Origin of the sequence: Simplicispira psychrophila DSM 11588, from assembly GCF_000688255.1 — a bacterium.
GTDB lineage: Bacteria > Pseudomonadota > Gammaproteobacteria > Burkholderiales > Burkholderiaceae_C > Simplicispira > Simplicispira psychrophila.
Window position 1 is genome coordinate 78,985 of record NZ_JHYS01000008.1, and the last position, 23,997, is coordinate 102,981.

Annotated in this window: 20 protein-coding genes and 1 tRNA gene; 12 read left to right on the forward strand and 9 right to left on the reverse strand. The window is 61.3% G+C overall.

Annotated features, from left to right (window positions below):
• Positions 1–32: 32 nt before the first annotated feature.
• From Q390_RS0109935 to Q390_RS0109955, 5 genes are read right to left on the reverse strand one after another with little or no spacing between them, the layout of a single operon-like run.
• Positions 33–488 (reverse strand): hypothetical protein, encoded by a 456-nt coding sequence (locus Q390_RS0109935; protein WP_027995923.1) that lies wholly within the window; start codon positions 486–488, stop codon positions 33–35.
• Between the two features lie 57 nt (positions 489–545).
• The gene (locus Q390_RS0109940) at positions 546–3,662 is read right to left on the reverse strand and encodes an efflux RND transporter permease subunit (protein WP_027995924.1); all 3,117 of its coding nucleotides are present in this window, start codon (positions 3,660–3,662) and stop codon (positions 546–548) included.
• A 1-nt stretch (position 3,663) separates the two neighbouring features.
• Complete coding sequence (locus Q390_RS0109945; RefSeq protein ID WP_027995925.1) at positions 3,664–4,788, reverse strand: efflux RND transporter periplasmic adaptor subunit; 1,125 nt, start codon at positions 4,786–4,788, stop codon at positions 3,664–3,666.
• A 14-nt stretch (positions 4,789–4,802) separates the two neighbouring features.
• Positions 4,803–5,348 (reverse strand): hypothetical protein, encoded by a 546-nt coding sequence (locus Q390_RS18150; protein WP_051603168.1) that lies wholly within the window; start codon positions 5,346–5,348, stop codon positions 4,803–4,805.
• Complete coding sequence (locus tag Q390_RS0109955; protein WP_169737275.1) at positions 5,345–6,478, reverse strand: TolC family protein; 1,134 nt, start codon at positions 6,476–6,478, stop codon at positions 5,345–5,347. The genes Q390_RS18150 and Q390_RS0109955 overlap by 4 nt, the downstream gene beginning before the upstream one ends.
• A gap of 242 nt (positions 6,479–6,720) precedes the next feature.
• Between Q390_RS0109955 and Q390_RS0109960 the strand changes: the two genes are divergently transcribed.
• Together Q390_RS0109960 and Q390_RS0109965 are read left to right on the forward strand one after the other, a co-directional pair.
• Positions 6,721–7,398, forward strand: a complete 678-nt coding sequence (locus tag Q390_RS0109960; RefSeq protein WP_027995927.1) for a heavy metal response regulator transcription factor — start codon at positions 6,721–6,723, stop codon at positions 7,396–7,398.
• Complete coding sequence (locus Q390_RS0109965) at positions 7,398–8,774, forward strand: heavy metal sensor histidine kinase (RefSeq protein WP_027995928.1); 1,377 nt, start codon at positions 7,398–7,400, stop codon at positions 8,772–8,774. Before Q390_RS0109960 ends, Q390_RS0109965 begins: the two co-directional genes overlap by 1 nt.
• A gap of 75 nt (positions 8,775–8,849) precedes the next feature.
• Here Q390_RS0109965 and Q390_RS0109970 read toward each other — a convergent pair whose 3' ends face one another.
• Positions 8,850–10,337, reverse strand: a complete 1,488-nt coding sequence (locus tag Q390_RS0109970; protein WP_027995929.1) for a sensor histidine kinase — start codon at positions 10,335–10,337, stop codon at positions 8,850–8,852.
• A 79-nt stretch (positions 10,338–10,416) separates the two neighbouring features.
• On the reverse strand, positions 10,417–11,148 hold the full coding sequence (gene ompR / locus Q390_RS0109975) for an osmolarity response regulator transcription factor OmpR (protein ID WP_027995930.1): 732 nt from the start codon (positions 11,146–11,148) through the stop codon (positions 10,417–10,419).
• A 217-nt stretch (positions 11,149–11,365) separates the two neighbouring features.
• Here ompR and Q390_RS0109980 point away from each other — a divergent pair, with 217 nt between their 5' ends.
• Positions 11,366–12,076, forward strand: a complete 711-nt coding sequence (locus Q390_RS0109980) for an SIMPL domain-containing protein (RefSeq protein ID WP_027995931.1) — start codon at positions 11,366–11,368, stop codon at positions 12,074–12,076.
• 99 nt (positions 12,077–12,175) lie between these two features.
• Here the strand turns inward: Q390_RS0109980 and Q390_RS0109985 are convergent, their stop codons facing one another.
• Positions 12,176–12,958: a 3-hydroxybutyrate dehydrogenase gene (locus tag Q390_RS0109985; RefSeq protein ID WP_027995932.1), complete on the reverse strand. Its 783-nt coding sequence runs from the start codon at positions 12,956–12,958 to the stop codon at positions 12,176–12,178.
• Between the two features lie 67 nt (positions 12,959–13,025).
• Here Q390_RS0109985 and Q390_RS0109990 point away from each other — a divergent pair, with 67 nt between their 5' ends.
• The 5 genes from Q390_RS0109990 (at position 13,026) to rimO (ending at position 18,603) form a co-directional block, all read left to right on the forward strand.
• Positions 13,026–13,976, forward strand: coding sequence for an alpha/beta fold hydrolase (locus Q390_RS0109990; protein ID WP_027995933.1), 951 nt, complete (start codon positions 13,026–13,028; stop codon positions 13,974–13,976).
• Positions 13,973–16,198 (forward strand): RelA/SpoT family protein, encoded by a 2,226-nt coding sequence (locus tag Q390_RS0109995; RefSeq protein WP_027995934.1) that lies wholly within the window; start codon positions 13,973–13,975, stop codon positions 16,196–16,198. Before Q390_RS0109990 ends, Q390_RS0109995 begins: the two co-directional genes overlap by 4 nt.
• 89 nt (positions 16,199–16,287) lie before the next feature.
• Positions 16,288–16,364, forward strand: a tRNA-Val gene (locus Q390_RS0110000).
• Between the two features lie 205 nt (positions 16,365–16,569).
• On the forward strand, positions 16,570–17,136 hold the full coding sequence (gene phaR / locus Q390_RS0110005; protein WP_027995935.1) for a polyhydroxyalkanoate synthesis repressor PhaR: 567 nt from the start codon (positions 16,570–16,572) through the stop codon (positions 17,134–17,136).
• 66 nt (positions 17,137–17,202) lie between these two features.
• Complete coding sequence (gene rimO / locus Q390_RS0110010) at positions 17,203–18,603, forward strand: 30S ribosomal protein S12 methylthiotransferase RimO (RefSeq protein WP_027995936.1); 1,401 nt, start codon at positions 17,203–17,205, stop codon at positions 18,601–18,603.
• Positions 18,604–18,652: 49 nt separating this feature from the next.
• On the opposite strand, the gene Q390_RS0110015 is transcribed toward rimO, so the two are convergent.
• Positions 18,653–19,582 carry an alpha/beta fold hydrolase gene (locus Q390_RS0110015; RefSeq protein WP_027995937.1) on the reverse strand — a complete coding sequence of 310 codons (930 nt, stop codon included), beginning with the start codon at positions 19,580–19,582 and terminating at the stop codon, positions 18,653–18,655.
• Positions 19,583–19,670: 88 nt separating this feature from the next.
• Between Q390_RS0110015 and Q390_RS0110020 the strand changes: the two genes are divergently transcribed.
• The 4 genes from Q390_RS0110020 (at position 19,671) to Q390_RS18155 (ending at position 23,937) form a co-directional block, all read left to right on the forward strand.
• Positions 19,671–20,732 carry an aldo/keto reductase gene (locus Q390_RS0110020; RefSeq protein WP_027995938.1) on the forward strand — a complete coding sequence of 354 codons (1,062 nt, stop codon included), beginning with the start codon at positions 19,671–19,673 and terminating at the stop codon, positions 20,730–20,732.
• A 99-nt stretch (positions 20,733–20,831) separates the two neighbouring features.
• Complete coding sequence (locus tag Q390_RS0110025; protein ID WP_027995939.1) at positions 20,832–21,335, forward strand: aminoacyl-tRNA deacylase; 504 nt, start codon at positions 20,832–20,834, stop codon at positions 21,333–21,335.
• Between the two features lie 68 nt (positions 21,336–21,403).
• The gene (locus Q390_RS0110030) at positions 21,404–23,263 is read left to right on the forward strand and encodes a sensor histidine kinase (protein WP_281174782.1); all 1,860 of its coding nucleotides are present in this window, start codon (positions 21,404–21,406) and stop codon (positions 23,261–23,263) included.
• Positions 23,248–23,937: a response regulator transcription factor gene (locus Q390_RS18155; protein ID WP_027996017.1), complete on the forward strand. Its 690-nt coding sequence runs from the start codon at positions 23,248–23,250 to the stop codon at positions 23,935–23,937. The genes Q390_RS0110030 and Q390_RS18155 overlap by 16 nt, the downstream gene beginning before the upstream one ends.
• Positions 23,938–23,997: the final 60 nt, after the last annotated feature.

The following is a 23,997-nucleotide window of genomic DNA, read 5'->3' on the forward strand; positions in this document are numbered from 1 at the left end:
CCTCCTATAAAGAATTGCTGGCCCGAGGCAGTTCACTGGGCGTGGTCGCTGTGCATCTCAGGAGCCGAGTGAAGCGGCGTGAAGCGGGCCTGTGCCGCCGCCTGACCGGCAGGCATGATCGATACGATGGCTTTGAGATCCGCCGTAGAGGCATATTTGCCCGAACCCTTGAGCAGGTTGTCACCATCGGGGGAAAGCATGATGGTGGTGCGCGCTTTTCCCGACAGCAAGGTGACGCTGCCAGTGGCGCCAGAGGTGGAAATTTTTTGCCCCGCATGGTCTGTTAGATACACCGAGACGGGTTTTTCCGTCGCTTCTGGACGGGTGCGATCCACGACCAGCTCAAAGTGGTAAATGCCAGCCATGCGCAGTTGGCCACTGTGCGGCGCCTTTTGCGTATCGAGATAGGTGTCGTCGTGTGCCAGCGCGCTGCCAGCCGCCAACAAACTGCCAAATATCAAAGCAGTGATGGAAAGGGTTTTTTTCATGATGTAGCTCTTTCATGCATAGGCTCAGGGCGCATGGGCCCCGGGCGGTGGGTTAAATCAGAAAGCTTCTGGCTGTGCTTCGCCGGCCTTGCTGGCCAGCAGTCGCTCGAGCGGCTTTTGGCCCCAACGCCAGAACATCAGCGGCGTCAGAAAGGTGTCGAGCAAGGTCGAACTGATCAGGCCGCCAAAAATGACGACGGCGACGGGGTGCAGTACTTCCTTGCCGGGTGCATCGGCCGACACCAGCAAAGGCACCAGCGCAAAAGCCGCCACCAATGCGGTCATCAACACCGGTGTCAGCCGCTCTAGCGAGCCGCGCACGATGAGCGCTTGCCCAAAGCGCTCGCCCTCAAAGGCGCACAGGTTGATGTAGTGGCTGATTTTCAGGATGCCGTTGCGCGTGGCGATGCCGGTGAGGGTGATGAAACCCACCAAAGCCGCCACCGACAAGGGTTGCCCTGAGATCCACAGCGCGATGACGCTTCCCACCAGCGCCAAGGGAATGTTCCCCATGATGATGAGGGTCAGCGCGGTGGAGCGATAGCGGCTGTAGAGCACCAGGAAGATCATGGTGAGCGACAGCAGGGTCAATATGGCGATGAGGCGAGAGGCCTGCTCCTGCGCCTGAAACTGCCCTTCAAGAGAGACCGAATAGCCTTCGGGCAGTGCTTTGGCGGCAAGTTCGGTGCGGATATCAGCGACCACTTGGGCCATGTCGCGGCCATCGGTATTGGCCGACAGCACAATGCGGCGGCGCGAATTCTCGCGGCTGACCTGGTTGGGCCCATCGCCGTCCTCGATCGTCGCCAAATGGGACAGCGGCACCGCCCCGGTGGGGGTTTCAATCATCAGGCTCTGTAGCGCGTGCAGGCCACGGTCTTTCTCGGGCAGGCGCACCACGAGATCAAAGCGGCGGTTGCCTTCGACAATTTGGGTAATGCGCTCACCCTCGACCATTTGCTGTAGCGAACGCAGCAAGGTGCCGGGGGCGACCCCGTAGCGGGCCACCTTGTCGTAGTCCACGTGAATCTTGATTTGCGGAATCAGTACCTGCTTTTCGATTTGAAGATCGGTCAAACCCGGAACCTGCGTCAAGCGGGTGCGCAGATCGGCGGCCAGTCCGCGCAAGGTGTCCAGATCATCGCCATACACCTTGAGCGCAATCTGCGCCCGCACGCCCGACAGCAGGTGGTCGAGCCGGTGAGAGATGGGTTGCCCCACGTTACTGGCTGCGGGCAAGACGCCCAGACGCGTGCGTATGTCCTGGATGATGGCGCTGCGGCTGCGCTCTGAAGCCTTCAGATCCACGTCCATCTCGGTGTAATGCACCCCCTCGGCGTGCTCGTCGAGTTCCGCCCGACCGGTGCGTCGCCCGACCTGCGTCACCTCCGGTACGCTGGCGACGATTTCTTCTGCCAGCACCGCAATGCGACTGGATTCGGCCAGCGAAGTGCCCGGGTTGAGGACGACGTTCACGGTCAGCGTGCCCTCGTTGAAATCGGGCAGAAAGGAGCGTGGGAAGAACGGGATGGTGCCGGCGGCCAACACCACCGCCAGCAGTGCCGCCACCAACAGGGCGCCGGTATGGCCGAACGACCAGTGCAACAGTCGCGCATCCCAGCGTTTGAGGTGCGTCACCAGCCAGCTGTCGCCATGGCCCATCTGCTTCATGCGCGGCAGCAGGTAGTACGCCATCACTGGGGTCAGCGTGACCGAGACCACCATGCTGGCCAAAATGGACACAATGTAGGCCACACCCAGCGGAGAGAACAACCGACCCTCGATGCCCGGTAAGACAAACAGCGGCACAAACACCAGCACGATGATGACCGTGGCATACACGATGGCCGAGCGCACTTCAAGCGTCGCGCTGGCGATGACCTGGGCCACCGGGTGCGGCACAGGCAAGGCACTGTTGAGCTTGAGCCGCCGAAGGACGTTTTCCACACCCACAACGGCATCGTCCACCAGCTCACCAATGGCGATCGCCAAGCCGCCCAGCGTCATCGTGTTGATGGACAGACCGAAGTAATGAAACACCAGCGCCGTCGCCAACAGCGAGACCGGGATGGCGGTCAGCGAAATCAGCGTGGTGCGTACGTTCAGCAAGAACAGGAACAACACCACCGCCACGAGGATGGCACCGTCACGCAGCGCCTCTTGTACGTTGCGCACCGAGTGCTCGATGAAGTCCGCTTGCTTGAAGAGAAATTGAGGTGCTTCGATGCCCGCAGGAAGGCTCTTTTGCAGCTCCTCCATGGCATGTTCAACTTCGCGGGTCAGCGTCACGCTGTCGGCGCTGGGCTGCTTTTGCACCGACAAAATGACCGCCGGCTTGCCGTTGTAGCCGCCATCGCCGCGTTTGAGTGCCGCTGCGATCTTCACGTCCGCCACTTGGCTGAGCAAGATCGGCTGCCCATTCTTTACGCTGACCACGGCGTTTTGCAGATCTTGCAGGCGACTGGTTCGACCTATCTGGCGAATCAGGTATTCGCGCCCTTGGGATTCGAGAAAACCTCCGCTGGTGTTGGCACCAAAATCGCGCAGGGCAGCTTCCAGTTTTTCGCGCTCAACGCCCAAAGCCTGTAATTGCGCGGGGCGAATTTCAACGCGGTACTGGCGCACCTCGCCGCCAATGGGCGTGACTTGGGCGATGCCGGGTATCGACAGCAAGCGGGGGCGCATGACCCAGTCGGCGTACTCGCGCACCTGCATGGCGCTGACCTTGGCCGGGTCGGCGGGCAACGCGATCAACAGAATTTCGCCCATGATGGAAGAAATCGGCCCCATTTGCGGCACCACGCCTGGGGGCAGTTGCTCTCGCACCAGGTTCAGGCGCTCGCTGATTTGCTGGCGGTTGCGGTAGATGTCCGAACCCCATTCAAACTCCACATAGACGATGGACAAGCCAATGCCCGAAACCGAACGCACCCGGGTGACGCCGGGCATACCATTCATGCCGGACTCGATCGGGAAGGTAACGAGTTGCTCCACTTCCTCGGGTGCCATGCCCCCGGTTTCGGTCATCAGCGTCACGGTCGGTTTGTTCAAGTCTGGGAACACGTCCACCGGTATCTGGCGCACTGTGAAGGTGCCATAGATCACCAGCAGCAGCGAGAGGCCCAAGACGATCAGGCGCTGCCTGAGGCTGATATGAATCAAAAAGGCAAACATATCAACGCACCTGGGCCAGCAGCCCGGCTCCGTCAGTCACCACCCGATCGCCTTGGCCCACCCCTTGCGTCACTACCAGCTCCGTGGCGCTCAGAGGCTCTGCCGTCACTTTGCGCTGTACGAATCGCTCCGCCTCGGTATGCACCCAGACGGCGCTCTCGCCAGAGGCCGTCTTGATGACCGCCGTGCGCGCAAGCGCCGCACCATGCACACGGCGGGCCGTGCTGGCTTGTACCGTCACCGGTTGTCCAACAGACACTGCCGCGCTGCCGGGTTGCACACGAAACAGCAGCACGAGCGCCTGCTCGCGCAGTTGCCGCCCGGTGCCGACATATGCGAGATCGAGGGCGCCGCCGGGCACCGCCGCACTGGCTTGGGCCAGGCCGCCAGTGAGCGCGGGGTCGTACGCCAGTGCTTCCACCGACAGGCGGGAAGGATCGACCACCTCGAACAAGATTTCTTTCGCGTCCACCACCTGCCCGGCCACGACGTGCGAAGCGCTGATGACGCCCGAAATCGGGGCGCGCAATGCTTCTGCCGCATTCAGGCCGCTGTGGAGTGCGCGGCGGCGCGTTCGCAGCGCATCACGCTCCAGGCCCGCCGCATCTATCGCCGCCTGCGCCAGCGCGCCTTGGAGTTGCGCGTAGCGCAGCACTTTGCGCTCGGCGATGGCCAGCTGCGCGTCGATCTCGGCAATCTGCGACTGGCTGGCACCGCGCTCCAAGCTATTGACCACGGGCTTGAGCCGCGCCAGTACCTCACCCTTGCGCACCACCTGACCCAGAACCGGCAGGGACGGCCCCGCCGCTTCCACGCGTCCCGCCTGACCGGACTGCACCAATCCGCCCGCATTGGCGCTGGCAACGACTTTGCCTGCCAGCTCAATCGAGGCTGGAACGTCTCGCACCTGCGCCAAACGGGTGCGCAGGCCCAGTTGACGCTGCACGGATTTGGGCACAAACAGGCTGCCATCGGCCAGCCGCTGTGGGGACGTGGTTGCTGCTTGTACAACTGCCGTAGGAGCGGGCGGGTTGGAACTGTGGTCTTCGTCGCCGTGCGCAACCGCTTGGCTGACAAGCACGAGCAGCGCGCTGCCCACTGCAAGGGCTATTTTGAGGGATTTCATCGGAAAGGCCTTGTTCAGGAAGGAGTGGCTCTGCGGCGACGCAACCAGGCAAAAACGAGGAGAACGCTCAGAAGCACTGCGCCCGCAAGAATCCAGACAGGGCGACCGGCCGGCGCGGTTTTGCCAGTTTTGGCAACGGTGGCCGCAGCCACGGGCGCCGGGATGTCCAGCGTGGCGCTGAGCAGATCTGCCGTATCGGCGGTCTGCACCGAGATGGTGAGCGCGTGTGTGCCTGGCCGCGTCCACGCATCACCTGCCACTCGGTAGGTGCCAGGGCCGACCGGGGTTGCGGTGGCTTGCAGGTCGCCGCTTTGCAGCTCCACTTGGGCATTGGTCACTGGCTCGTTGCTGGCAAAGCTGTCCAGGAACAACAGCAGAGTCGGGCCTTGCTGCTCGATCACCAGCTCGAAATCATCGGTCTGGGCTTGGGTACGTGGTGCCGACGTGGCGGTCGGCAAAGGTGCTGCTGCAGCGCCGTGGTCTTCGTCCCCGTGGGCAAAACCCGCCACGGGCGCGGCTGCCAGGGCCAGAGCAAAATAAAAAATGCGCAGAAATTTCAAGGAAGGACTCCCAAGGATTGATTCAAACGGGACTGCCAGGCGTAGAGGGCGATTTCTTCGCGTTGGAGCGCCACCTCAGCGTCCTGCGCCGCAGCGCGTACCCGCAGCAACGCGGGAAGGTCGGACTCCCCCAGCGAAAAACTCTTCTCGGCCAGCACAAGGGTGTCGGTGGAAAGATGCAGGCGCTCGCGGGCAAGCTGCAACTGTTGTTGGCCCACCGCCAGCTCGCGTTTCGCTTTAGCGGTTTCTTGCAACAGCCGGCGCTCTTGCAGCGCTACCTGTCCTTCGGCCTGTGCCAGCTCGGCGCGTGCCGTTGCGCTTTCTTGCCGTGCGCGCGGCCCCAACGAAAACGGTAGGGTGAGCTTGACGGCCAGCGCACTGGCATAGCCCTCACCCCGGGCGCCGCGCTCTCGCACCATCCGCAGCGCCAGTTCAGGCGCTTCCCGCTGCGTTGCGTCGGCCACCGCCATGCGGTCGCGTGCCAGCTGGGCGGCGGCCAGGTCGGCAGCCACTTGCGGGTGCGCAATCGGCGTTGCATGGCTGGGGGCCGCGGTGCTTTCTGGCGTGAGGGCCTCCGGTGCGTCCATTCCACTGAGCGTGAGAAATGCCTCCTCCGCCTGGAGTCGTTCGGAATGCGCGCTGGCCAGTGCGGCTTGCGCGTCCAGTCGCTCACTGGTTGCCAGATTGGCATCCACGCGTGCCAATTCGCCCACCTTAAAAAGGCGCACCACATCGGTCTCCAAATTCGCGGCGGTGCGCGCACGGCGCTGTGCCAGTTGTTCTGTGTTGCGGGCACTGGCCACCGCCCACCAGGCCTCTCGCAGTTCTCCGGCCAGTTGCAGGCGCAGGGCCTGCTGGCTTGCACGCACCTCTGCACGGGTGCTGGCCCCCAGTGCCATGTGGGCATCCCGCTGGCGCGGCAGCCAGAGCGGCGCATTGATCTCCAGCTCCCACTCCTGCCGGCCACGGTTGGCGCCCAGCTTGTCATGGAGCGTCGCCACGGAGGCCGACAAGGGACGGGGCGTCAGGCTTGCAGCCGCTTCGGCAAGTGCCTCGGCGGCTTCGGCACGCGGCGCAGCGGCCAGGGCGAGCGGATGGCGCGCCAACGCGCTCTCCAAAGCAGTGCCCAAGGTTTGTGCCCCCACTGGCAGAACCGCAAAGAGTCCTAAGACCAAGGCGCTCAAGGTTTTCATCGAAGGGTTTCCAGATTCGTTGTTCTTTGTGCCGCCAAAAGGTGCGGTACACCTGCCAATAAGGCGGCTTTTAGAAGTAGCAGCGATGGTGCTCACCCCCGGCCTACGGCCAGATTTCAGCCACATTACAAATTTGTTATCTGGGGGTTTCACGGCGTCGCACCGGCACAATCGCCCCCATGAAACTGCTCATCGTCGAAGACGAACCCAAGACGGGTGATTACTTGCGCCAAGGTCTGACCGAAGCGGGTTTCTTGGCTGACCTGGCGCGTACGGGCACAGATGGTCTTCACCTGGCCATCACGGGTGACTACGATCTGCTCATTCTTGATGTCATGCTGCCCGGGCTCAATGGCTGGCAGTTGCTGGAAACCCTGCGCCGCAGTGACAACGCGCTGCCGGTGCTGTTTCTCACCGCGCGCGATCAGGTCGAAGACCGTGTCAAGGGGCTGGAACTCGGAGCCGATGACTACTTGGTCAAACCATTTGCGTTTTCCGAGTTTCTGGCGCGCGTGCGCACCTTGCTGCGGCGCGGCAAGAGCAGCCTTGAACCCACGGTGCTGCAGCTTGCCGACCTGGAGCTGGATTTGCTGCGCCGCCGGGTACAACGCGGTGGGCGACGGATTGATCTCACTGCCAAAGAGTTCGCGCTGCTCGAACTCTTGCTGCGCCGCCAGGGTGAAGTGCTGCCGCGCTCGCTGATTGCCTCGCAGGTCTGGGATATCAACTTTGACAGCGACTCCAACGTGATCGAAGTGGCCATCCGCCGCCTGCGGGCGAAGATGGATGATGACTTTGAGCCCAAGCTGCTGCGCACGATTCGCGGCATGGGGTATGTGCTGGAGGTGTCCGCCTGATGCGTTCTCGCCTGACGTTGACGGCCCGGCTGACGTTGCTGTTTACCATCGGTTCGGCCGCTGTCTTGCTTGCCTTTGGCTGGCTGGTCATGGCGACCATTGCGTCACATTTTGACGAACTCGATCGCGATGAACTCTCAGGCAAGCTGGACTATGCCGCGCAGCTGGTCGCGACCATGAAGCGCCCGCTGACCCAGGAGGTCGTGGCAAAGGAGCTGGCTGCCACTTTTGCCGGGCACCATGAGCTGGCGATGCAAGTTCGCGGCCCGAGCGGAGCGGTCTGGTTTGCTTCGCCGGGTGCGCAATTTCCAGCGATTTTGACCGCCGCCTCGGGGCTTTCCAGTTGGCGTGCGGACGGGGAGACATTGCATGGTTTGGCCAAGACGTTGCCAGTGGACGCGGCAGGCGATGGCGCACTCACACTGGTGTTGGCGTTGGATACAGCCCACCACGAACGATTTTTGCGTAGTTTTCGCTGGACGCTTTGGATTTTCGTGGCGTGTGCCGTCTTGCTCATGGGCGTGCTTGGTTGGGTTTCGGCACGGCGCGGTCTGGCGCCACTGCGCGCCATGCGCGAGCGGGCGGCCACGGTGACGGCCCATAGTTTGGACCGCCGGCTTTCTGTGCAGGCCGTGCCGCCAGAGTTGGCCGAACTGGCCACCACGCTCAATGAAATGCTGGAACGCCTGGAAGATGCGTTCCAGCGGCTCTCCGATTTTTCATCAGACCTGGCCCATGAATTGCGCACCCCGGTCAGCAACTTGATGATGCAGACGCAGGTGGCGCTCACCCTTCCACGAGACGCTGACGGGTACCGTGCCATTCTCGAATCCAACGCAGAGGAATATGAACGCCTGGGCCGCATGATTTCCGACATACTGTTTCTGGCAAAAGCCGAGAACGGACTCGTCCTGGTGCACGAAGAGGTCGTTGATTTGGCGCACGAGGTACGCCAGTTATTCGACTTTTATGAAGTGCTAGCTGAGGAAAAATGCATCACCCTGCAACTGCAAGGCGAGGGTGCGCTGCGCGGCGACCGGCTGATGCTGCGCCGCGCTTTGGGCAACCTGTTGTCGAACGCGTTACGCCACACACCGGAGGGTGGCTCCATTCAGGTAGAAATTGGCCAAGACGAGGCACGCTTGCATATACAAGTGCGAAACACGGGTGCGCCTATTGCGGCGGCCCACCTGCCACGGCTTTTTGAACGCTTCTACCGCGCCGATGCGGCGCGCCAGCACGACGCAGGCGAAGGCACCGGCTTGGGACTCTCTATCACCCGAGCCATTGTGCGCGCCCATGGGGGTGACATCTCAGCGGCGTCGAACAATGGACTGACTACCTTCTCGATCTATTTCCCCAGACCCAGTGATTAACATCAGAAAAGTGGTGACGCATCAGCGCTTATGGCGCGAAATTTAGGTGCGCAGCCGGCGTTAGGGATAAAACACTCACGCCTGCGCTACGTTCGGTGGCAGGTTGCGTTTGGTGTGAGGGCGGTGGAGACGGCTTTGCGTGTCGGCGCCGTCGGGCAGACTTTGCGCTTGCTGCAGTTGGATGTGCGCCACCATGCCGCCAGAACTGGAGTTGGCCAAGGCAAAAATGCCGCCCATGCGCTGAATGGTCTTGTCCACAATCGACAAGCCTAATCCGGCGCCCGCTGCAGCGGTGCGCGCCGCGTCGCCGCGAAAGAACGGTTTGGTCAGGCTGGACAGCTGCTCTGGTGGTACCCCAGCGCCGTGGTCGCGCACTTTGATCAGCACCCATTTTTCCCGCTCCTTGGCACTGATGTCGACCCGCGCCACGCCGCTGCCGGGTGTCTTGCCGTAGCGGCGTGCGTTCTCCAGCAGGTTCGATAGGATGCGTGCCAGTTCGACTTCGTCGGCCAACACATACAGGTCTTCGGGCACTGCCATGGAGATCTGCAGCTCGCGGTGGTCTTGTACGGCATAGACGCAGGACGACAGCACGCTGTGCAGATTGACGGGGATAAGGGTCACGTGGTCGGGGCGCGCGTAGTCGAGAAATTTGTCAATGGTGGCATCGAGCTGCACGATGTCGGCGACCATGTGCTCGCGTGCGTCTTCATCGGTCACGCTCATCTCGGTCTCCAGTCGCAACCGTGCCAGCGGGGTGCGCAGGTCGTGCGAGATGCCGGCGAGCATCACGGCACGGTCTTGTTCGAGCTTGGCGAGTTTTTGTGCCATGCGGTTAAAGCCGATGTTGACTTCGCGGATTTCGCTGGTGACGGCCTCTTCGTCCAGCCGGCTGGCAGCAAAGTCGCCATCGCGCACCCGGTTGGTGGCGAAAGACAGTTGCTTGAGCGGCCGGTTGATGAGGCGCGCAATGACGGCGGCGCCGGCCAGGGACAGGGCGGCGGCCGTCAGCAGCCAGATCAACCATGTTTGGCCGCTGACCGGACTGAAACGCGAGCGATCCATCAGCAGCCAGTTGGGGTCGCCATTGATGGTGAAGCCTACCCACAGACCGCTTTCGCCGTTGACGCTGGCGGCCACGATGGCATCCTGGCCCAGACGGCGCTTGAGCTCTTCGGTCATGCGCTGGCTGAGAGCGGAGTTGTCGAGCAGTTCAAAATGGTCCTTGGGCTCACGCGGCAGGATGCGCACGCCCTCTTGTTCGGCCATGGTTTTGATCAGTGAGACGCGCGCAATCGGGTCGGCATACAGCAGCGCCGCGCGGCTAAGGTTGACCAGAGAGGCGATCTGCTGCGCGGTGTAGAGCGTGCGCGGTTCGAATTCCAGGGCGCGCAAGGTTTGCAACCACGCCAAAATGCTGCCTGCAAGCAGCAGCCCCAGTAGAAAGAAGGTACGCCAGAACAGGTTCAGCCCCACGCGCACGCGATGGTCGCGCGGGTGCAGACGCCGCTCCAGGGGGGCAGGACTGGTGCCTTCGTTGTCGATGTAGGGGCGATTGCTCATAAAGAGGAAGGTGCTGCAAAGGAATGAGATAGCACAGACGTGCCATCTTGCATCCGGGAGGGGGTGTAAACGCGTTGTTTCAGCCCGCGCCGTCCGGTACAAACACGTAGCCCACTCCCCAGACGGTCTGGATGTAGCGTGGTGCGGCAGCGTCTTCTTCAATCAGTTTGCGCAGACGCGAGACTTGGACGTCCAGGCTGCGGTCAAAGGGCTCAAACTCACGTCCGCGTGCCAGCAGGGCCAGCTTTTCACGCGACAGCGGCTGGCGCGGGTGGCGCACCAAGGCTTTGAGCATGGCAAATTCACCGGTGGTGAGGGGCAGTTCTTCGCCGCTTTTTTGCAAGGCACGCGTGCCCAAGTCAAAGTTGAAGGGGCCAAAGGAGACGACTTCGTTGTCGCTGGAGGGAGCGCCGGGCGCTTCGTGGGCCGGGCGACGGCGCAGCACGGCGTGGATGCGGGCCAGCAGCTCGCGTGGATTGAAGGGCTTGCCCAGGTAGTCGTCAGCACCTACCTCCAGCCCGACGATGCGGTCCACGTCTTCGCCTTTGGCCGTGAGCATGATGATCGGCGTGCGGTCGTTGGCCGAGCGCAGGCGCCGACAGATCGACAAGCCGTCTTCACCCGGCATCATCAGGTCGAGCACGATCAGATCCACAGTGTCGCGCAGCAAAATCCGGTTCAATGCCTTGCCGTCTTCAGCGACCATGACTTCAAAGCCTTCTTGCGTCAGGTAGCGGCGCAGCAGATCGCGAATGCGTGCATCGTCGTCTACGACCAAAATTTTGTCAGTGCGATTGCTGGTGGTTGCCATATTTATCCCTTGGGCTAATTTGTAACATTGGCCATTGTTACCAGTTTGACACGCAAGTGGTTTTATTTTTTGTGTTAGTTGACTGTCAGTTACATATCTTGCGTTGTCTGTACAAGCCTTTTCGTGCTCTCCACCGAAGGCGATAGTTTCTTACATCTGAACACTGGATTGCACGGTATGGTGTCTCGCTGTATCCATCCATCACTTGGGTTTAAAAATGAAAAATACTATTAAATTAATAGCTGCTAGCGCAATGCTGGTAGGGGTTAGTGCCGTTTTTGCTCAAAATATGCCACTGGCTGAGCCACACAATGTGGTGCAGTTGACAGCGACAGGCGCCGTCGATGTGCAGCAGGATTTGCTGGTGCTGACGCTGAGCACCGTGCGCGATGGCAAAGATGCGGCCGTGGTGCAGTCGCAATTGCGCCAAGCGCTGGATGCCGCCGTGCTGGAGGCGCGCCGCAACGCCGAGCCGGGGCAGATGGAGGTGCGTACCGGCAATTTCAGTCTGTACCCACGCTACAGCCAGAACAGCCAGATCACTGGCTGGCAGGGCAACACGGAACTGGTGCTGGAAGGGCGCGACTTTGCCCGTATCACCAACACAGCGGCGCGCATTTCGACCATGACCATTGGCCAAGTGGCTTTTTCATTGAGCCCGCAGCAACGCAGCAAGATCGAGCGTGAAGCGCAAACCCTGGCGATTGAGAATTTCAAAACCCAGGCCGCCGATCTGACGCGCGCTTTTGGTTTTGCCGGCTTCACCCTGCGCGAGGTCTCGGTCAACAGCAACAGCTATGCACCCGGTCCACGCCCGCGCATGATGGCCATGGAAGCCAAGTCAGCCATGGCCGATGCGCCGATTGCCGTGGAGGCCGGCAAGAGCACCGTGACGGTCAATGTGTCTGGCTCGGTGCAGATGCGCTGATGCAGAAGAAAGGCGCGTCAAGCGCCTACTTTGAGTAAAAATGGCTGTTGGCGCTTACGGGATAAGCGCTCGCAGCTATTAAAAAAGAAGCGTTTTGTTTTACTGCGCTGCCCAGCCACCGTCCATGTTCCAGGCCACACCGCGCACATTGTTGGCGCCGGGTGAGCAAAAGAACACTGCCAAATCGCCCAGTTCCTCGGGTGTGGTGAATTGCATCGAAGGTTCTTTTTCGCCCAGCAGCAGTTTTTTGGCGTCTTCGTTGGAGATGCCATGCTCTGCCGCCTTGGCGTCCACCTGTTTTTGCACCAGGGGGGTCAGTACCCAGCCGGGGCAAATGGCGTTGCAGGTGATGCCAGTGGTGGCATTTTCCAGCGCGGTGACCTTGGTCAGGCCGACAATGCCGTGTTTAGCGGCGACATACGCCGATTTTTGTGCCGAACCTACCAGACCATGCACCGAAGCGAGATTGATGATGCGGCCCCACTGCGCCGCCTGCATGGCAGGCAGCGCCAAGCGTGTGGTGTGAAACGCGCTGCTCAGATTGATGGCGATGATGGCGTCCCAACGCTCGACCGGGAAGTCTTCGACGCGCGCCACATGCTGGATGCCGGCGTTATTGACCAAAATATCCACTTTGCCAAATTTCGCCGTGCTGTACGCGAACATGTCGGCAATATCGGCCGCACGCGACATATCAGCGCCGTGGTAACCCACGACCGCGCCGTTGCCTTGCATAGCGGCCAGCACTTCAGCGCGTGGTCCTTCAACGTCGCCAAAGCCATTAAGAACAATATTGGCGCCCTGGCGCGCCAGGGCTTTTGAAATACCCAGACCAATGCCGCTGGTCGAACCGGTGATGAGGGCAGTTTTGCCTTTAAGCATGAAAGATCTCCGAATGAATTACGATGCCATGAAACAATTATCGAGCCATGTTCTGGAGCCTATCCCCATGATTGAACCTAGGCTGAAAGACGTATTCTGCCCCGGCTTTGCCGCCGCGCCCGCACCCGTCGCCGCGCCCGCATCGGGGCACCGCATGGCTTACTGGGAATGGAACGCCACCGGCCACCCGCAGCATCCCCATGTGGTGCTGTGCGTGCACGGACTGACACGCCAGGGACGCGATTTCGACACCTTGGCACGTGTGCTCAGCCGCCACGCGCGCGTGATTTGCCCCGATGTCGCCGGGCGTGGTCACAGCGACTGGCTGGCCGACCCGCAGGGCTACCAAGTGCCGTATTACGCCGCCGACATGCTGGCGCTGCTGACCGATGTCCACGCCAGTGCTCCGATCGAGACGCTGGACTGGGTCGGCACCAGTATGGGCGGCCTGATTGGCATGGCTTTGCTCGGGCAGCCCGATCTGCCGCTGCCCGTGCCGGTGCGCCGTCTGGTACTCAACGATGTCGGGCCGACCCTGGAGTGGCCGGCCTTGCAGCGCATTGGCCAGTATCTCGGCCAGCCGGTGCGCTTTGAGACGGTGCAGCAAGCGGCTGACGCCCTGTGGGCGCTGTCCAGCAGCTTTGGCCCGCACACACCCGAGCAGTGGCTGGAACTGTCGCGCCCGATGGTGCGCGCGCTGCCGGACGGCGGCTGGACGCTGCATTACGACCCGGCCATTGCCGAGGCGTTCAAGGCGCTGACGCCCGAGGGCGCGCTGGCGGGACAGGAGCAACTGTGGCAGCTGTATGACCAGATCACGGCGCGCACCCTGGTACTGCGTGGCGCACAGTCCGACTTGTTGTCGGCGGCCACCGCGCAGACCTTGGCGCAGCGCGGCCCGCACGCGCAAGTGGTGGAAGTGGCAGGCGTCGGCCATGCCCCAACGCTGATGGCACCCGATCAGGTGGCGCTGGTCACTGATTTTTTATTGGATGCGCCGAGCAAAGGTATTGCATGAAAGTGGACCCTATTGCAGCGACCGCAGTGCACAGCCTGGACGCCGTGCCCAGCGTGCTGGCGGCCACTGCGCACGCACTGCCCGAGCAGGCGAACACGGTGACGCGTGCGCGGGCCTTTGCCAAGCCGCTGATTGCCGATGAGGTGCTGGCCACGGGCGAAAATGCCCTGGCCCACGCAGAGGGTGTGGCTGCCATGCTCAAGGCGATTGGCAGTTCGGAGGCCCTGCAGGCGGCCAGCTATCTGATCCATGCCAGCATCCATCTGAACAAGCCGCAGGAGGTGATTGGCAAGGCCTTTGGCCCCGAATTTGCCACGCTGGCCATAGAGACCACCAAGCTGATGCGCGTGCAGCAGCAGGCACGAGAAATGCAGCCGTCGGCCCAGCTGGTGGACGATTCGGCAGTGCAGACAGAAAACGTGCGCAAGATGCTGCTGGCGTTTTCGCGCGATCTGCGCGTGGTCATGCTGCGCTTGGCGTCGCGCCTGCAGACACTGCGTTTTTATGCAGCCAGCAAACGCCTGGTATCGCCCAGCATGGCGCGCGAAGCCTTGCAGGTGTTTGCCCCGCTGGCCAGCCGCCTGGGTATTTGGCAGTTCAAATGGGAACTAGAAGACTTGGCGTTTCGCTTTCTGGAGCCAGAAACCTACCGCGAAATAGCGCACCTGCTGGATGAAAAACGTGTCGAGCGCGAGGCCTATATGGCGCAGTTGAGTAGCCGTGTCGAGTCTGAATTGCGTGCGCGCAGCATCAGTGCCAGCGTGCAGGGGCGCCCCAAACACATCTACAGCATCGTCAAAAAGATGCGCGGCAAGTCGCTGCACTTCGATCAGGTGTTTGACATCCATGCCTTGCGCGTGGTGGTGCCCAGCGTCAAGGACTGTTATGCCTCACTGAGCTGGGTGCACCAGCAATACCAGCCCATCGTCGAGGAATTTGACGACTACATCGCCAAGCCCAAGCCCAATGGCTACCAGTCCCTGCACACGGTGGTGCGCGATCAGACCGGCAAAGCGATAGAAATCCAAATTCGTACCCAGGCCATGCACGACCATGCCGAAAATGGCGTGGCCGCCCACTGGGCTTACAAGGAGGCCGGCACCAAGGGCTATGCCGGTGTGTCGGTCACGGGCGATTACGACGCAAAAATCGCCGTCTTGCGCCAGCTACTGGCCTGGGAGCGCGACATGTCGGGCGCGGCGCCGCCGCAAAGCGGGCTGTTTGATGACCGCATCTATGTGCTCACGCCCGATGCTGCCATCGTTGAGTTGCCCCAGGGTGCCACGCCGGTGGACTTCGCCTATGCCGTGCATACCAGCCTGGGCCATCGCTGCCGGGGTGCGCGCATCGATGGCACCATGGTGCCGCTCAATACACCGCTAAAAAACGGCCAGACCGTCGAGGTCACGGTGGTCAAAGAGGGCGGTCCGTCGCGCGACTGGCTCAATACCGAGCTGGGCTACCTCAACAGCCACCGCGGTCGTGCCAAGGCGCGCGCCTGGTTCAACGCGCTGGCACAGCACGAAACCATTGCCCGTGGCCGTGAAGCGGTCGAAAAACTGCTGCAGCGCGAAGGCAAAACGGCAATGCGCCTGGAGGACTTGGCTGCGCAGCTGGGCTTCAAGTCGGCTGATGCCTTGTTTGAGGCAGTGGGCAAGGATGATTTTTCTTTGCGCAATATCGAAACCTTGCTGCGTCCGCCTGAGCCGGTGCTGCAGGCCGACGATTATCTGTTGCTGAAAAAAGCCCGCAACACCGAAAAAACGCCCAAAGGCGGTGTGCTGGTGGTCGGTATCGATTCGCTGATGACGCAACTGGCCAAGTGCTGTAAGCCCGCGCCGCCCGACACGATTGGCGGCTTTGTCACGCGTGGCAAAGGCGTGAGCGTGCACCGCACCGACTGCAGCAACTTCCGCGAACTGGCGGCGCGCACCCCTGAGCGCTTGATCGATGTGGAGTGGGGCACGCCCAAGTCCACCACTGGCGCTGCGGTGTATCCGGTGGACGTGGCCGTCGAGGCCTCCGATCGCCAGGGTTTGCTGCGCGATATTTCTGAAGTGTTTGCCAAAGAAAAAATGAACGTGATTGGCGTGCAGACACAATCCGTCAAGGGCACGGCGTGGATGACTTTCACGGTGGAAGTGATCAGTTCGGCCAAGCTCAATAAGGTGCTGGGCATCGTGGCAACGGTCAAGGGCGTGCGCTGGGCACGGCGGCGTTGAAAGAGTGATGCAGACAATTTTGCAGATTTTCTCTCGGTTGTTCAAAAGCGCCATTTTTTACTGCTAAACTTGCGTTCTCGAACAAACACAGGCGCGTAGCTCAGCTGGTTAGAGCACCACCTTGACATGGTGGGGGTCGTTGGTTCGAGTCCAATCGCGCCTACCAGGATTTCTCTTTTGACGACAACCAGAGTCAAAAATACGAGAAACCTGTACTGAATCTTCTGGATTCAAAAATTAAAAAACCGCTCATCATTGAGCGGTTTTTTTTTGTCCTGCACATTGCCCATGGTCCGGTGCAAATGTGCCGCGAGGGTTATCACGCGGCGCGCGGTGCAGTGTGCGTCCTAAAATCTGCTGCAATGCAATATATGGGGCCTGCGAGCCCGAGAAAGTCCGTCGTGCCAGACAAGAAAACACTCCCTGCTGCCAAGCTGCTGCAGCGCATCATCAAGAAGTACCCCAATCGCCGTCTGTACGACACCGAGACTTCTACCTACATCACGCTGGCCGAAGTCAAGCAGCTGGTCATGGCCAGCCAGAGCCTGGTGGTGCGCGATGCCAAGACCGGCGAAGACATCACGCGCAGCATTTTTCTGCAGATCATTCTGGAAGAAGAAGCCGGCGGCGCGCCGATGTTCACCGAGGCGGTGCTGGCCAACATCATTCGTTTTTACGGCCACACCATGCAGGGCTTCATGGGCAGTTACTTGGAAAAGAATGTGCAGGTCTTTTCTGACATGCAGGCCAAGATGACCGAGCAATCACAAAACATCACACCCGAGGTGTGGGCCAAATTCATGAGTGTGCAGTCGCCCATGGTGCAGGGGCTGATGGGCAATTACGCCGAGCAGTCGCGCACCCTGTTCACGCAGATGCAAGAACAAGTGAACAAGCAGGCCGAGCAGATGCTGGGCGTGATGGGCCTGAAGCGCTGAGCGGGGACAGGCGCTGGCGCTGACCTTGCCCGCCGTGTTGTCGCCCAATGCTGGGACAATACGCGCATGATTGACGCCCCCACCACCCCCACATCCAACAAAATCCCCAAAATCGGCTTTGTCAGCCTGGGCTGCCCCAAGAACCTGACCGACTCCGAACTGATCCTCACGCAACTCAGCGCCGAGGGCTACCAAACCGCCAAAACCTTTGACGGTGCCGACCTGGTCATCGTCAACACCTGCGGCTTTATTGACGATGCGGTCAAGGAAAGCCTCGACACCATTGCTGAAGCGCTGGCCGAAAACGGCAAAGTCATCGTTACTGGTTGCCTGGGTGCGCGCACCGGCACCGATGGCGGCAACTTGGTGCAGCAAATGCACCCCAGCGTGCTCACGGTGACAGGCCCGCAGGCGACGCAAGAAGTGATGGATGCCGTCCACCGCAACCTGCCCAAGCCGCACGACCCGTTTGTCGATCTGGTGCCGGGCGCGTTTGGCGTCGCCGGCATCAAGCTGACACCGCGCCATTACGCCTACCTCAAAATCAGCGAAGGCTGCAACCACCGCTGCACCTTTTGCATCATCCCGTCGATGCGCGGCGATCTGGTGTCGCGCCCGATTGGTGACGTGTTGTCGGAGGCTAAGGCGCTGTTCGCTGGCGGCGTGAAAGAGCTGCTGGTGATCAGCCAAGACACCTCGGCTTACGGCGTGGATGTGAAATACCGCATGGGCTTTTGGGATGGCAAGCCGGTCAAAACGCGCCTGCTGGAGCTGGTGCAAACGCTGGGCGAGCTGGCCAAACAACATGGCGCTTGGGTGCGCCTGCACTACGTTTACCCGTACCCGAGCGTGGACGAGATCATTCCGCTGATGGCGCAGGGCTTGATCCTGCCGTACCTGGACGTGCCGTTCCAGCACAGCCACCCGGATGTCCTGAAGCGCATGAAGCGCCCGGCCAGCGGTGAAAAAAATCTGGAGCGTATCCAGCGCTGGCGCGAAGCCTGCCCCGATATCGTCATCCGCAGCACCTTTATTGCCGGCTTTCCGGGCGAGACCGAAGAAGAATTTCAGCACCTGCTCGACTTTTTGCGCGAGGCTGAAATCGACCGGGCTGGTTGCTTTGCCTACAGCGACGTCAACGGCGCTGCCGCCAACGATCTGCCGGGCATGTTGCCGTTGGCGGAACGCGAAGAGCGCCGCGCGCGCTTTATGGCGGTGGCCGAAGAAGTGTCGATTGCCAAGCTGCAGCGCCGTGTCGGCTCCACCATGCAGGTGCTGGTCGATTCAGCCCCGGGCCTGGGCCGCAAGGGCGGCGTTGGTCGCAGCTATGCCGACGCGCCGGAGATCGACGGCACCGTGCAACTGTTGCCGCCTGAGAAAATCAGCAAGACCCTGAAGACCGGCGAGTTCACCAAGGCGCGCATCGTTGCCGTGCGCGGGCATGATCTGGTGGCGCAGCCCTTTTAAGTTACTTAAAATGATAGCTGCTACCGCACGTAGCTAAAGGGCTAGAGGCTTATTGGGCTTGTAAAAAGGCTTCAATTAGTGCTGCCACGGCCTGCGGTTGGTCGTGGTGCACCATGTGGCCGGCGTTCTCTACGACAGCGATGCGGCAGTCGGGTACGGCTTGGAGGCGCTCATAGTGCTCGGCCATCGAGTATTCCTCTTTCCACCATTGGGCGATGCTGTCTTCGTTGGTGTGTACCGACAGCGTCGGCGCGCTGATGGCGCCATACAGCGCCAGCGTTTCATCGACGCGAAACAGCTGCGAGCCGACGATTTTGTGCGCCGCATCGCCCAAAATTGTCCACTGGCCCTGCGCGTTCGGGCTGGCCCAGTGCTGTGCCAGCCACAGCGCCTTGTCCCGCGACAGGCGCGGGTTGGTTTTCATCAGGCGCTGGGCGACGCCGGCGGCGCTGTCGTACGGCTTCAGCACGATCTCGCCGCGCTCCAGTTTTTTCAGCTCATCCATCCACTGCGCATAGCGCGCTGGTGCGTCCTCGGGCTGTGTGGCGGGCAGGCCAAAACCTTCTAAGTTGATCAGGCGGCGCACCCGCTCTGGGCGCGCGCCAGCGTACATCATGGCGATGTTGCCGCCCATGCTGTGACCGACCAGATCGACCTGCTGGTTCGGCGCGTAGTGGTCGAGCAATTGGTCGAGGTCGGCCAGGTAGTCGGCAAAAATGTAGTGGTCGGTGGGCGTGAGCGATTGTGTGCGGCCAAAACCGCGCCAGTCGGGCGCCCATATTGGGCGACCGGCGACAAAGGCGTCAGAGAACGCATCGACGATGAATTGGAAGGACGCACCGACGTCCATCCAGCCGTGCAGTAATACCAGCGGCATGGTGTCTGAATGGGTTTCAGCATCGCCCCAGTGGCTGACGTGGTATTTGAGGTTGCGCAGGGGCCAGTATTCGCTGCGGAGAGGGCGGGTGGTTTGGTACATGGGAGGCGATTATTCCGAAACGCGGGCGCACACGCTGCACAGCGCTGCACAGCCACGTAAACTGGTGCATTTTGTTGTCGGAGCGCGTATGAAAACCCTTCCCCTTGGCCAGAGTAATCTGCAGGTCACGCCGATTTGTCTAGGCACCATGACCTTTGGCGAGCAGGTGAACGAGGACGCTGCCCACGCCATCCTGTCGCACGCGCTGGCGCGTGGCGTCAACTTTATCGACACGGCCGAGATGTACGCCGTGCCAGCGCGGGCCGAGACCTGTGGCGCCACCGAAGCCATCCTTGGTCGTTGGTTTGCCAAAAACCCCGGTACGCGCCAGAAAGTGGTGCTGGCCAGCAAGGTGGCCGGCCCCTCGCGCGGCATGCCGTGGCTGCGCAGCCATGCCGGTCTCCGTGCTGCTGACATCGTGGCCTCGTGCGAGGGCAGCTTGCGCCGTTTGCAAACCGATGTCATCGATCTGTACCAGATCCACTGGCCCGAGCGCCATGTGCCGGCCTTTGGCATCAAACACTACGACCCGACCAAAGAAACGTCGCAGACCTCGCTGCACGCGCAACTGGAGGCGCTGGCGCAGCTGGTGCAAGCCGGCAAGGTGCGCCATATCGGCCTGTCCAATGAAACCCCGTATGGCGTGCATGAGTTTGTCCGCTTGGCCGAGCAATATGGCCTGCCGCGCGTGGTGTCGGTGCAAAACCCGTATGGCCTGATCAACCGCAGTTTTGAAAACGCCCTGGATGAAAGCTGCCACCGCCTGGGCGTGTCGCTGCTGGCGTATTCGCCGCTGGGTTTTGGGTTGCTGACGGGCAAGTACGACGCCAGTGGTATCGATGGGCCGGATGCGCCGCAAGGCGCGCGCATTGCCAGCTACGCCTCGGTGCGCCAGCAGCGCTGGGGCCGGCCCGAAGCGCTGGCCGCAGCGCGCCGCTACAACCAACTGGCGCGTGACCATGGCCTGACGCCGGTGCAGCTGGCGCTGGCGTTTTGCTACACCAAGTGGCAGGTAGCCAGCACCATCATCGGCGTCACGTCGCTGGCGCAGCTGGACGAAAACCTGGACGCTTGGGACTGCACGCTGGCGCCCGAGTTGCTGGCGGCGATTGATGCGCTGCACTGGGAGCTGGGCAATCCGGCGCTGTAAACTGGTAATTTATAGTCAAATCAGCCTGTAGCCCTTTAGATACATGCGCTAGCAGCTATTATTTTTGATGTTTTAAACTGAGAGTTGGCCTTTATTGCTATGGCGAAAAAAGACAGTAAATCAGCCCATGTCAGCGAAACGCCGGCCACGCAGCTGCTCAAGGCGCATGGCGTTTCCTTCACCAGCCACCCGTACGAGTACCTGGAGCACGGCGGCGCCCAGCACAGCGCGCAGGTGCTGGGGCTGGACCCGTTCAGCGTGGTCAAAACGCTGGTGATGCAAGACCAAGACGCGCGGCCGCTGCTGGTGCTGATGCACGGCAACCGCACGGTATCGACCAAAAATCTGGCGCGCCAGATCGGTGCCAAGTCGGTGCAGCCGTGCACGCCCGAGGTGGCCAACCGGCACAGCGGTTATCTGATCGGCGGCACCTCGCCGTTTGGCACGCGCCGCGCCATGCCGGTGTATATCGAAGACACCATCCTGGCGCTCGAGCGCATCGCCATCAATGGCGGGCGGCGTGGGTTTTTGGTGCAGCTGGACCCGCAGGTGTGCGTGCAGCTGCTTGGGGCCATACCGGTGCAGTGCGCGCTGGCGGATTAAGGACATGCTGCAAAGCCCGCCTCACCCGCTGGTCGCGTTCAACGCACCAATGGCTGCTTGTCAATGAAGTGAACGCACTGTTGCTGCAACTTCTCCGATTGCTGAGGCTGTGCCTGCTGGCGGGTTTGGTCACGGCTGCCAGCGCGGGGGAGGCCGATCACATTATCAGCCGGGATTTTCTGCCAGACCCAGGTGGCCATTTGGCCATTGAGCAAGCCAGCATGGCCCGCTTCCAACCTGTCGGCCCCATCCTGTCCCAAGGCTATACCGATGCCGCCTATTGGCTGCGTCTGGTGGTGCGACCGCGTGAGGATGGCGGCAAGCTGGTGCTGCGGATTCGCCCCACTTTTCTGGATGAAGTCACCCTGTATGAGGCTGATCCGGCCCCATCGGGGGGTTGGCAAAGCCGTGTCACCGGCGACCGTGCGCCTTTTCTGGCGCGCGAACTGGCGTCAGTCACTTTGGGTTTCGAGGTGCAGCCGGTGCAGCCGCACAGCGTTTATTACCTGCGCCTGAAGACCACCAGTTCCTCCATCCTGAATGTGGAAGCGCTTGAACCGACCCAGGCATGGCTCAGGGACAGTCGCCTGAGCCTGTTTCAGGCGCTCTATCTGGGCGTCATGATGTGGCTGCTGTTCTGGGCCATCAGCGACTATGTGGCCAGCCGGCAGCGCGTGATGGGCTGGTTCAGCCTGCGCCAGGGCGGCTTTATCTTTTTTCACTTGGCGACCATGGGCAGTCTGGCGCCACTGGTGCCAGCCGACACGACAGGCCTGGTGGATCAACTGACCAGTTTCAGCGTGTGCATGATCAGTTTGGTCGAGGCCATGTTCCATCGCGTCCTGCTGGCTTCCTTTGCACCACCGCGCCTGATCATGCGCGGGCTGGATGCCCTGATTGTGGTCTTATGCGCCGCACTGGGGCTGCTGGCCAGCGGCTACACCGGCCTGGCGCTGCAAATCAACGCCTGGGTCGTTTTGCTGGTCGTGCCACTGTTCGTTGTCCTGGCTTTGAGTGCGCGCCACGAGGCACCACCCGGGCGCCGTATCCTGCGCGTGATTTACACCTTGCAGGCTGCCATGCTGCTGGTCGGTCAGCTGCCATTGCTGGGCTGGGTCGATGCCACCGAATGGAGTCTCAATGCCACGCGGGCCTATGGCTTTATCGTTGCCGTGTTGATGTTCGCGCTGCTGCACCGGCGCTCACGCCAGTTGCAGCGCGAAGGAATGCAGGCGGTACTGAACTTGGCGGTGACGCAACAGCAGCTTCAAATGGCGCAAACGCAGCGTGAAACACAACACCGTTTCATGGCGATGCTCAGCCACGAACTCAAGACACCCATGTCGGTCATTCGCATGGCGTTGGGAATGAGCGAGATCAATGCCAGCATCAAGCACCACGCCCAGCAGTCCGTGGCGGATATGGACGCCGTGGTCGAACGCTGTTTGCAAGTCGATCAACTGGAGCAACACCTGTTCGCGCTGCGGCGAACGCCTTGCCGCATGGGTTCATTGCTCGCAGAACTGTGCGCCGCCAGCGCTGCACCCCAGCGGATCGTTATTGCGGTGCAGGAACTTCCTGCCGTCAACACCGACCCTCAGCTGCTGCACATTGCCTTGAACAACCTGATCGACAACGCACTCAAATACGCCGCGTTGCATAGTCCGATCCATATGGGCGCAGTCCGATCTGAACAGCAGGGGCAGTGCGGCGTTCTTGTCAGCATCGCCAATACCCCTGGCAGCGCCGGCATGCCCGACCCGCTACAAGTGTTCGAAAAATATTACCGCAGTCCCGACGCCTATGCCAAGACCGGCTCCGGTCTGGGCCTGTACCTGGTGCGCGGCATGGCCGAGCAGCTTGGCGGTTGGGTTTGCTACACACCCTCTCACAACGAAGTGCGATTTGAGCTATGGCTACCTTGTTGAACATTGTGGTGGTGGAAGACCATGACGCCCTGCGCGAAGTCACCGTTCATGCGCTGGCCAGCTTAGGCCATGCCGTGGTGGGTATTGACTGCGCGGAAAGATTTGATGACAGCATTGGCGCGCGCCCGGTAGACCTGCTGGTGATTGATCTCAATTTGCCGGGTGAGGACGGCATCAGTCTGGCCCGGCGTATTCGCGCTGCGCAGCCACAGGTGGGCATCATCATGGTGACTGCACGCGGCCAGATCAATGACAAGGTCATGGGCTACGAAAACGGTGCCGATCTCTACTTGACCAAGCCCACGTCACTGGAAGAACTCGGCGCTGCCGTGCAGGCCTTGGCCCGGCGCCTCAAGCGCCAGCATCAGCAGCTGCCTGATTGCTGGCTGAACCTCGTCTCTTTTGTCCTGCAAGGCCCCCAGGGCAGCGTTAACCTGACCGCCTATGAAGCCGCCATGCTCAGCGGTTTTACCCGCGCCCCCGGTGGACGTCTCGAATCGTGGCAACTGCTTGAAATGGCCGGCAAACAAGGGGCAAATGCCAGCAAAAGCACCCTGGAGGTTCAGATCGTGCGCCTACGCAGAAAACTGGTGCAAGTGGCTTGTTGTGAACACCCTCTCAAGGCCATTCGCGGCTGGGGCTATCAACTTTGCCTGACGGTGGCGATCAGCTGAACTGGCCAAGCAGCGGGCCGTTAGGCTTTGGTAGGGTTTCTTTTTCTTACATCGGTAACG

Bases quoted from the DNA above. Each gene is read 5' to 3' on its own strand.
- Q390_RS0109935 (WP_027995923.1), bottom strand. From the start codon at position 488: ATGAAAAAAACCCTTTCCATCACTGCTTTGATATTTGGCAGTTTGTTG.
- Q390_RS0109940 (WP_027995924.1), bottom strand. From the start codon at position 3,662: ATGTTTGCCTTTTTGATTCATATCAGCCTCAGGCAGCGCCTGATCGTC.
- Q390_RS0109945 (WP_027995925.1), bottom strand. From the start codon at position 4,788: ATGAAATCCCTCAAAATAGCCCTTGCAGTGGGCAGCGCGCTGCTCGTG.
- Q390_RS0109960 (WP_027995927.1), top strand. From the start codon at position 6,721: ATGAAACTGCTCATCGTCGAAGACGAACCCAAGACGGGTGATTACTTG.
- Q390_RS0109965 (WP_027995928.1), top strand. From the start codon at position 7,398: ATGCGTTCTCGCCTGACGTTGACGGCCCGGCTGACGTTGCTGTTTACC.
- Q390_RS0109970 (WP_027995929.1), bottom strand. From the start codon at position 10,337: ATGAGCAATCGCCCCTACATCGACAACGAAGGCACCAGTCCTGCCCCC.
- ompR (WP_027995930.1), bottom strand. From the start codon at position 11,148: ATGGCAACCACCAGCAATCGCACTGACAAAATTTTGGTCGTAGACGAC.
- Q390_RS0109980 (WP_027995931.1), top strand. From the start codon at position 11,366: ATGAAAAATACTATTAAATTAATAGCTGCTAGCGCAATGCTGGTAGGG.
- Q390_RS0109985 (WP_027995932.1), bottom strand. From the start codon at position 12,958: ATGCTTAAAGGCAAAACTGCCCTCATCACCGGTTCGACCAGCGGCATT.
- Q390_RS0109990 (WP_027995933.1), top strand. From the start codon at position 13,026: ATGATTGAACCTAGGCTGAAAGACGTATTCTGCCCCGGCTTTGCCGCC.
- Q390_RS0109995 (WP_027995934.1), top strand. From the start codon at position 13,973: ATGAAAGTGGACCCTATTGCAGCGACCGCAGTGCACAGCCTGGACGCC.
- phaR (WP_027995935.1), top strand. From the start codon at position 16,570: ATGGGGCCTGCGAGCCCGAGAAAGTCCGTCGTGCCAGACAAGAAAACA.
- rimO (WP_027995936.1), top strand. From the start codon at position 17,203: ATGATTGACGCCCCCACCACCCCCACATCCAACAAAATCCCCAAAATC.
- Q390_RS0110015 (WP_027995937.1), bottom strand. From the start codon at position 19,582: ATGTACCAAACCACCCGCCCTCTCCGCAGCGAATACTGGCCCCTGCGC.
- Q390_RS0110020 (WP_027995938.1), top strand. From the start codon at position 19,671: ATGAAAACCCTTCCCCTTGGCCAGAGTAATCTGCAGGTCACGCCGATT.
- Q390_RS0110025 (WP_027995939.1), top strand. From the start codon at position 20,832: ATGGCGAAAAAAGACAGTAAATCAGCCCATGTCAGCGAAACGCCGGCC.
- Q390_RS18155 (WP_027996017.1), top strand. From the start codon at position 23,248: ATGGCTACCTTGTTGAACATTGTGGTGGTGGAAGACCATGACGCCCTG.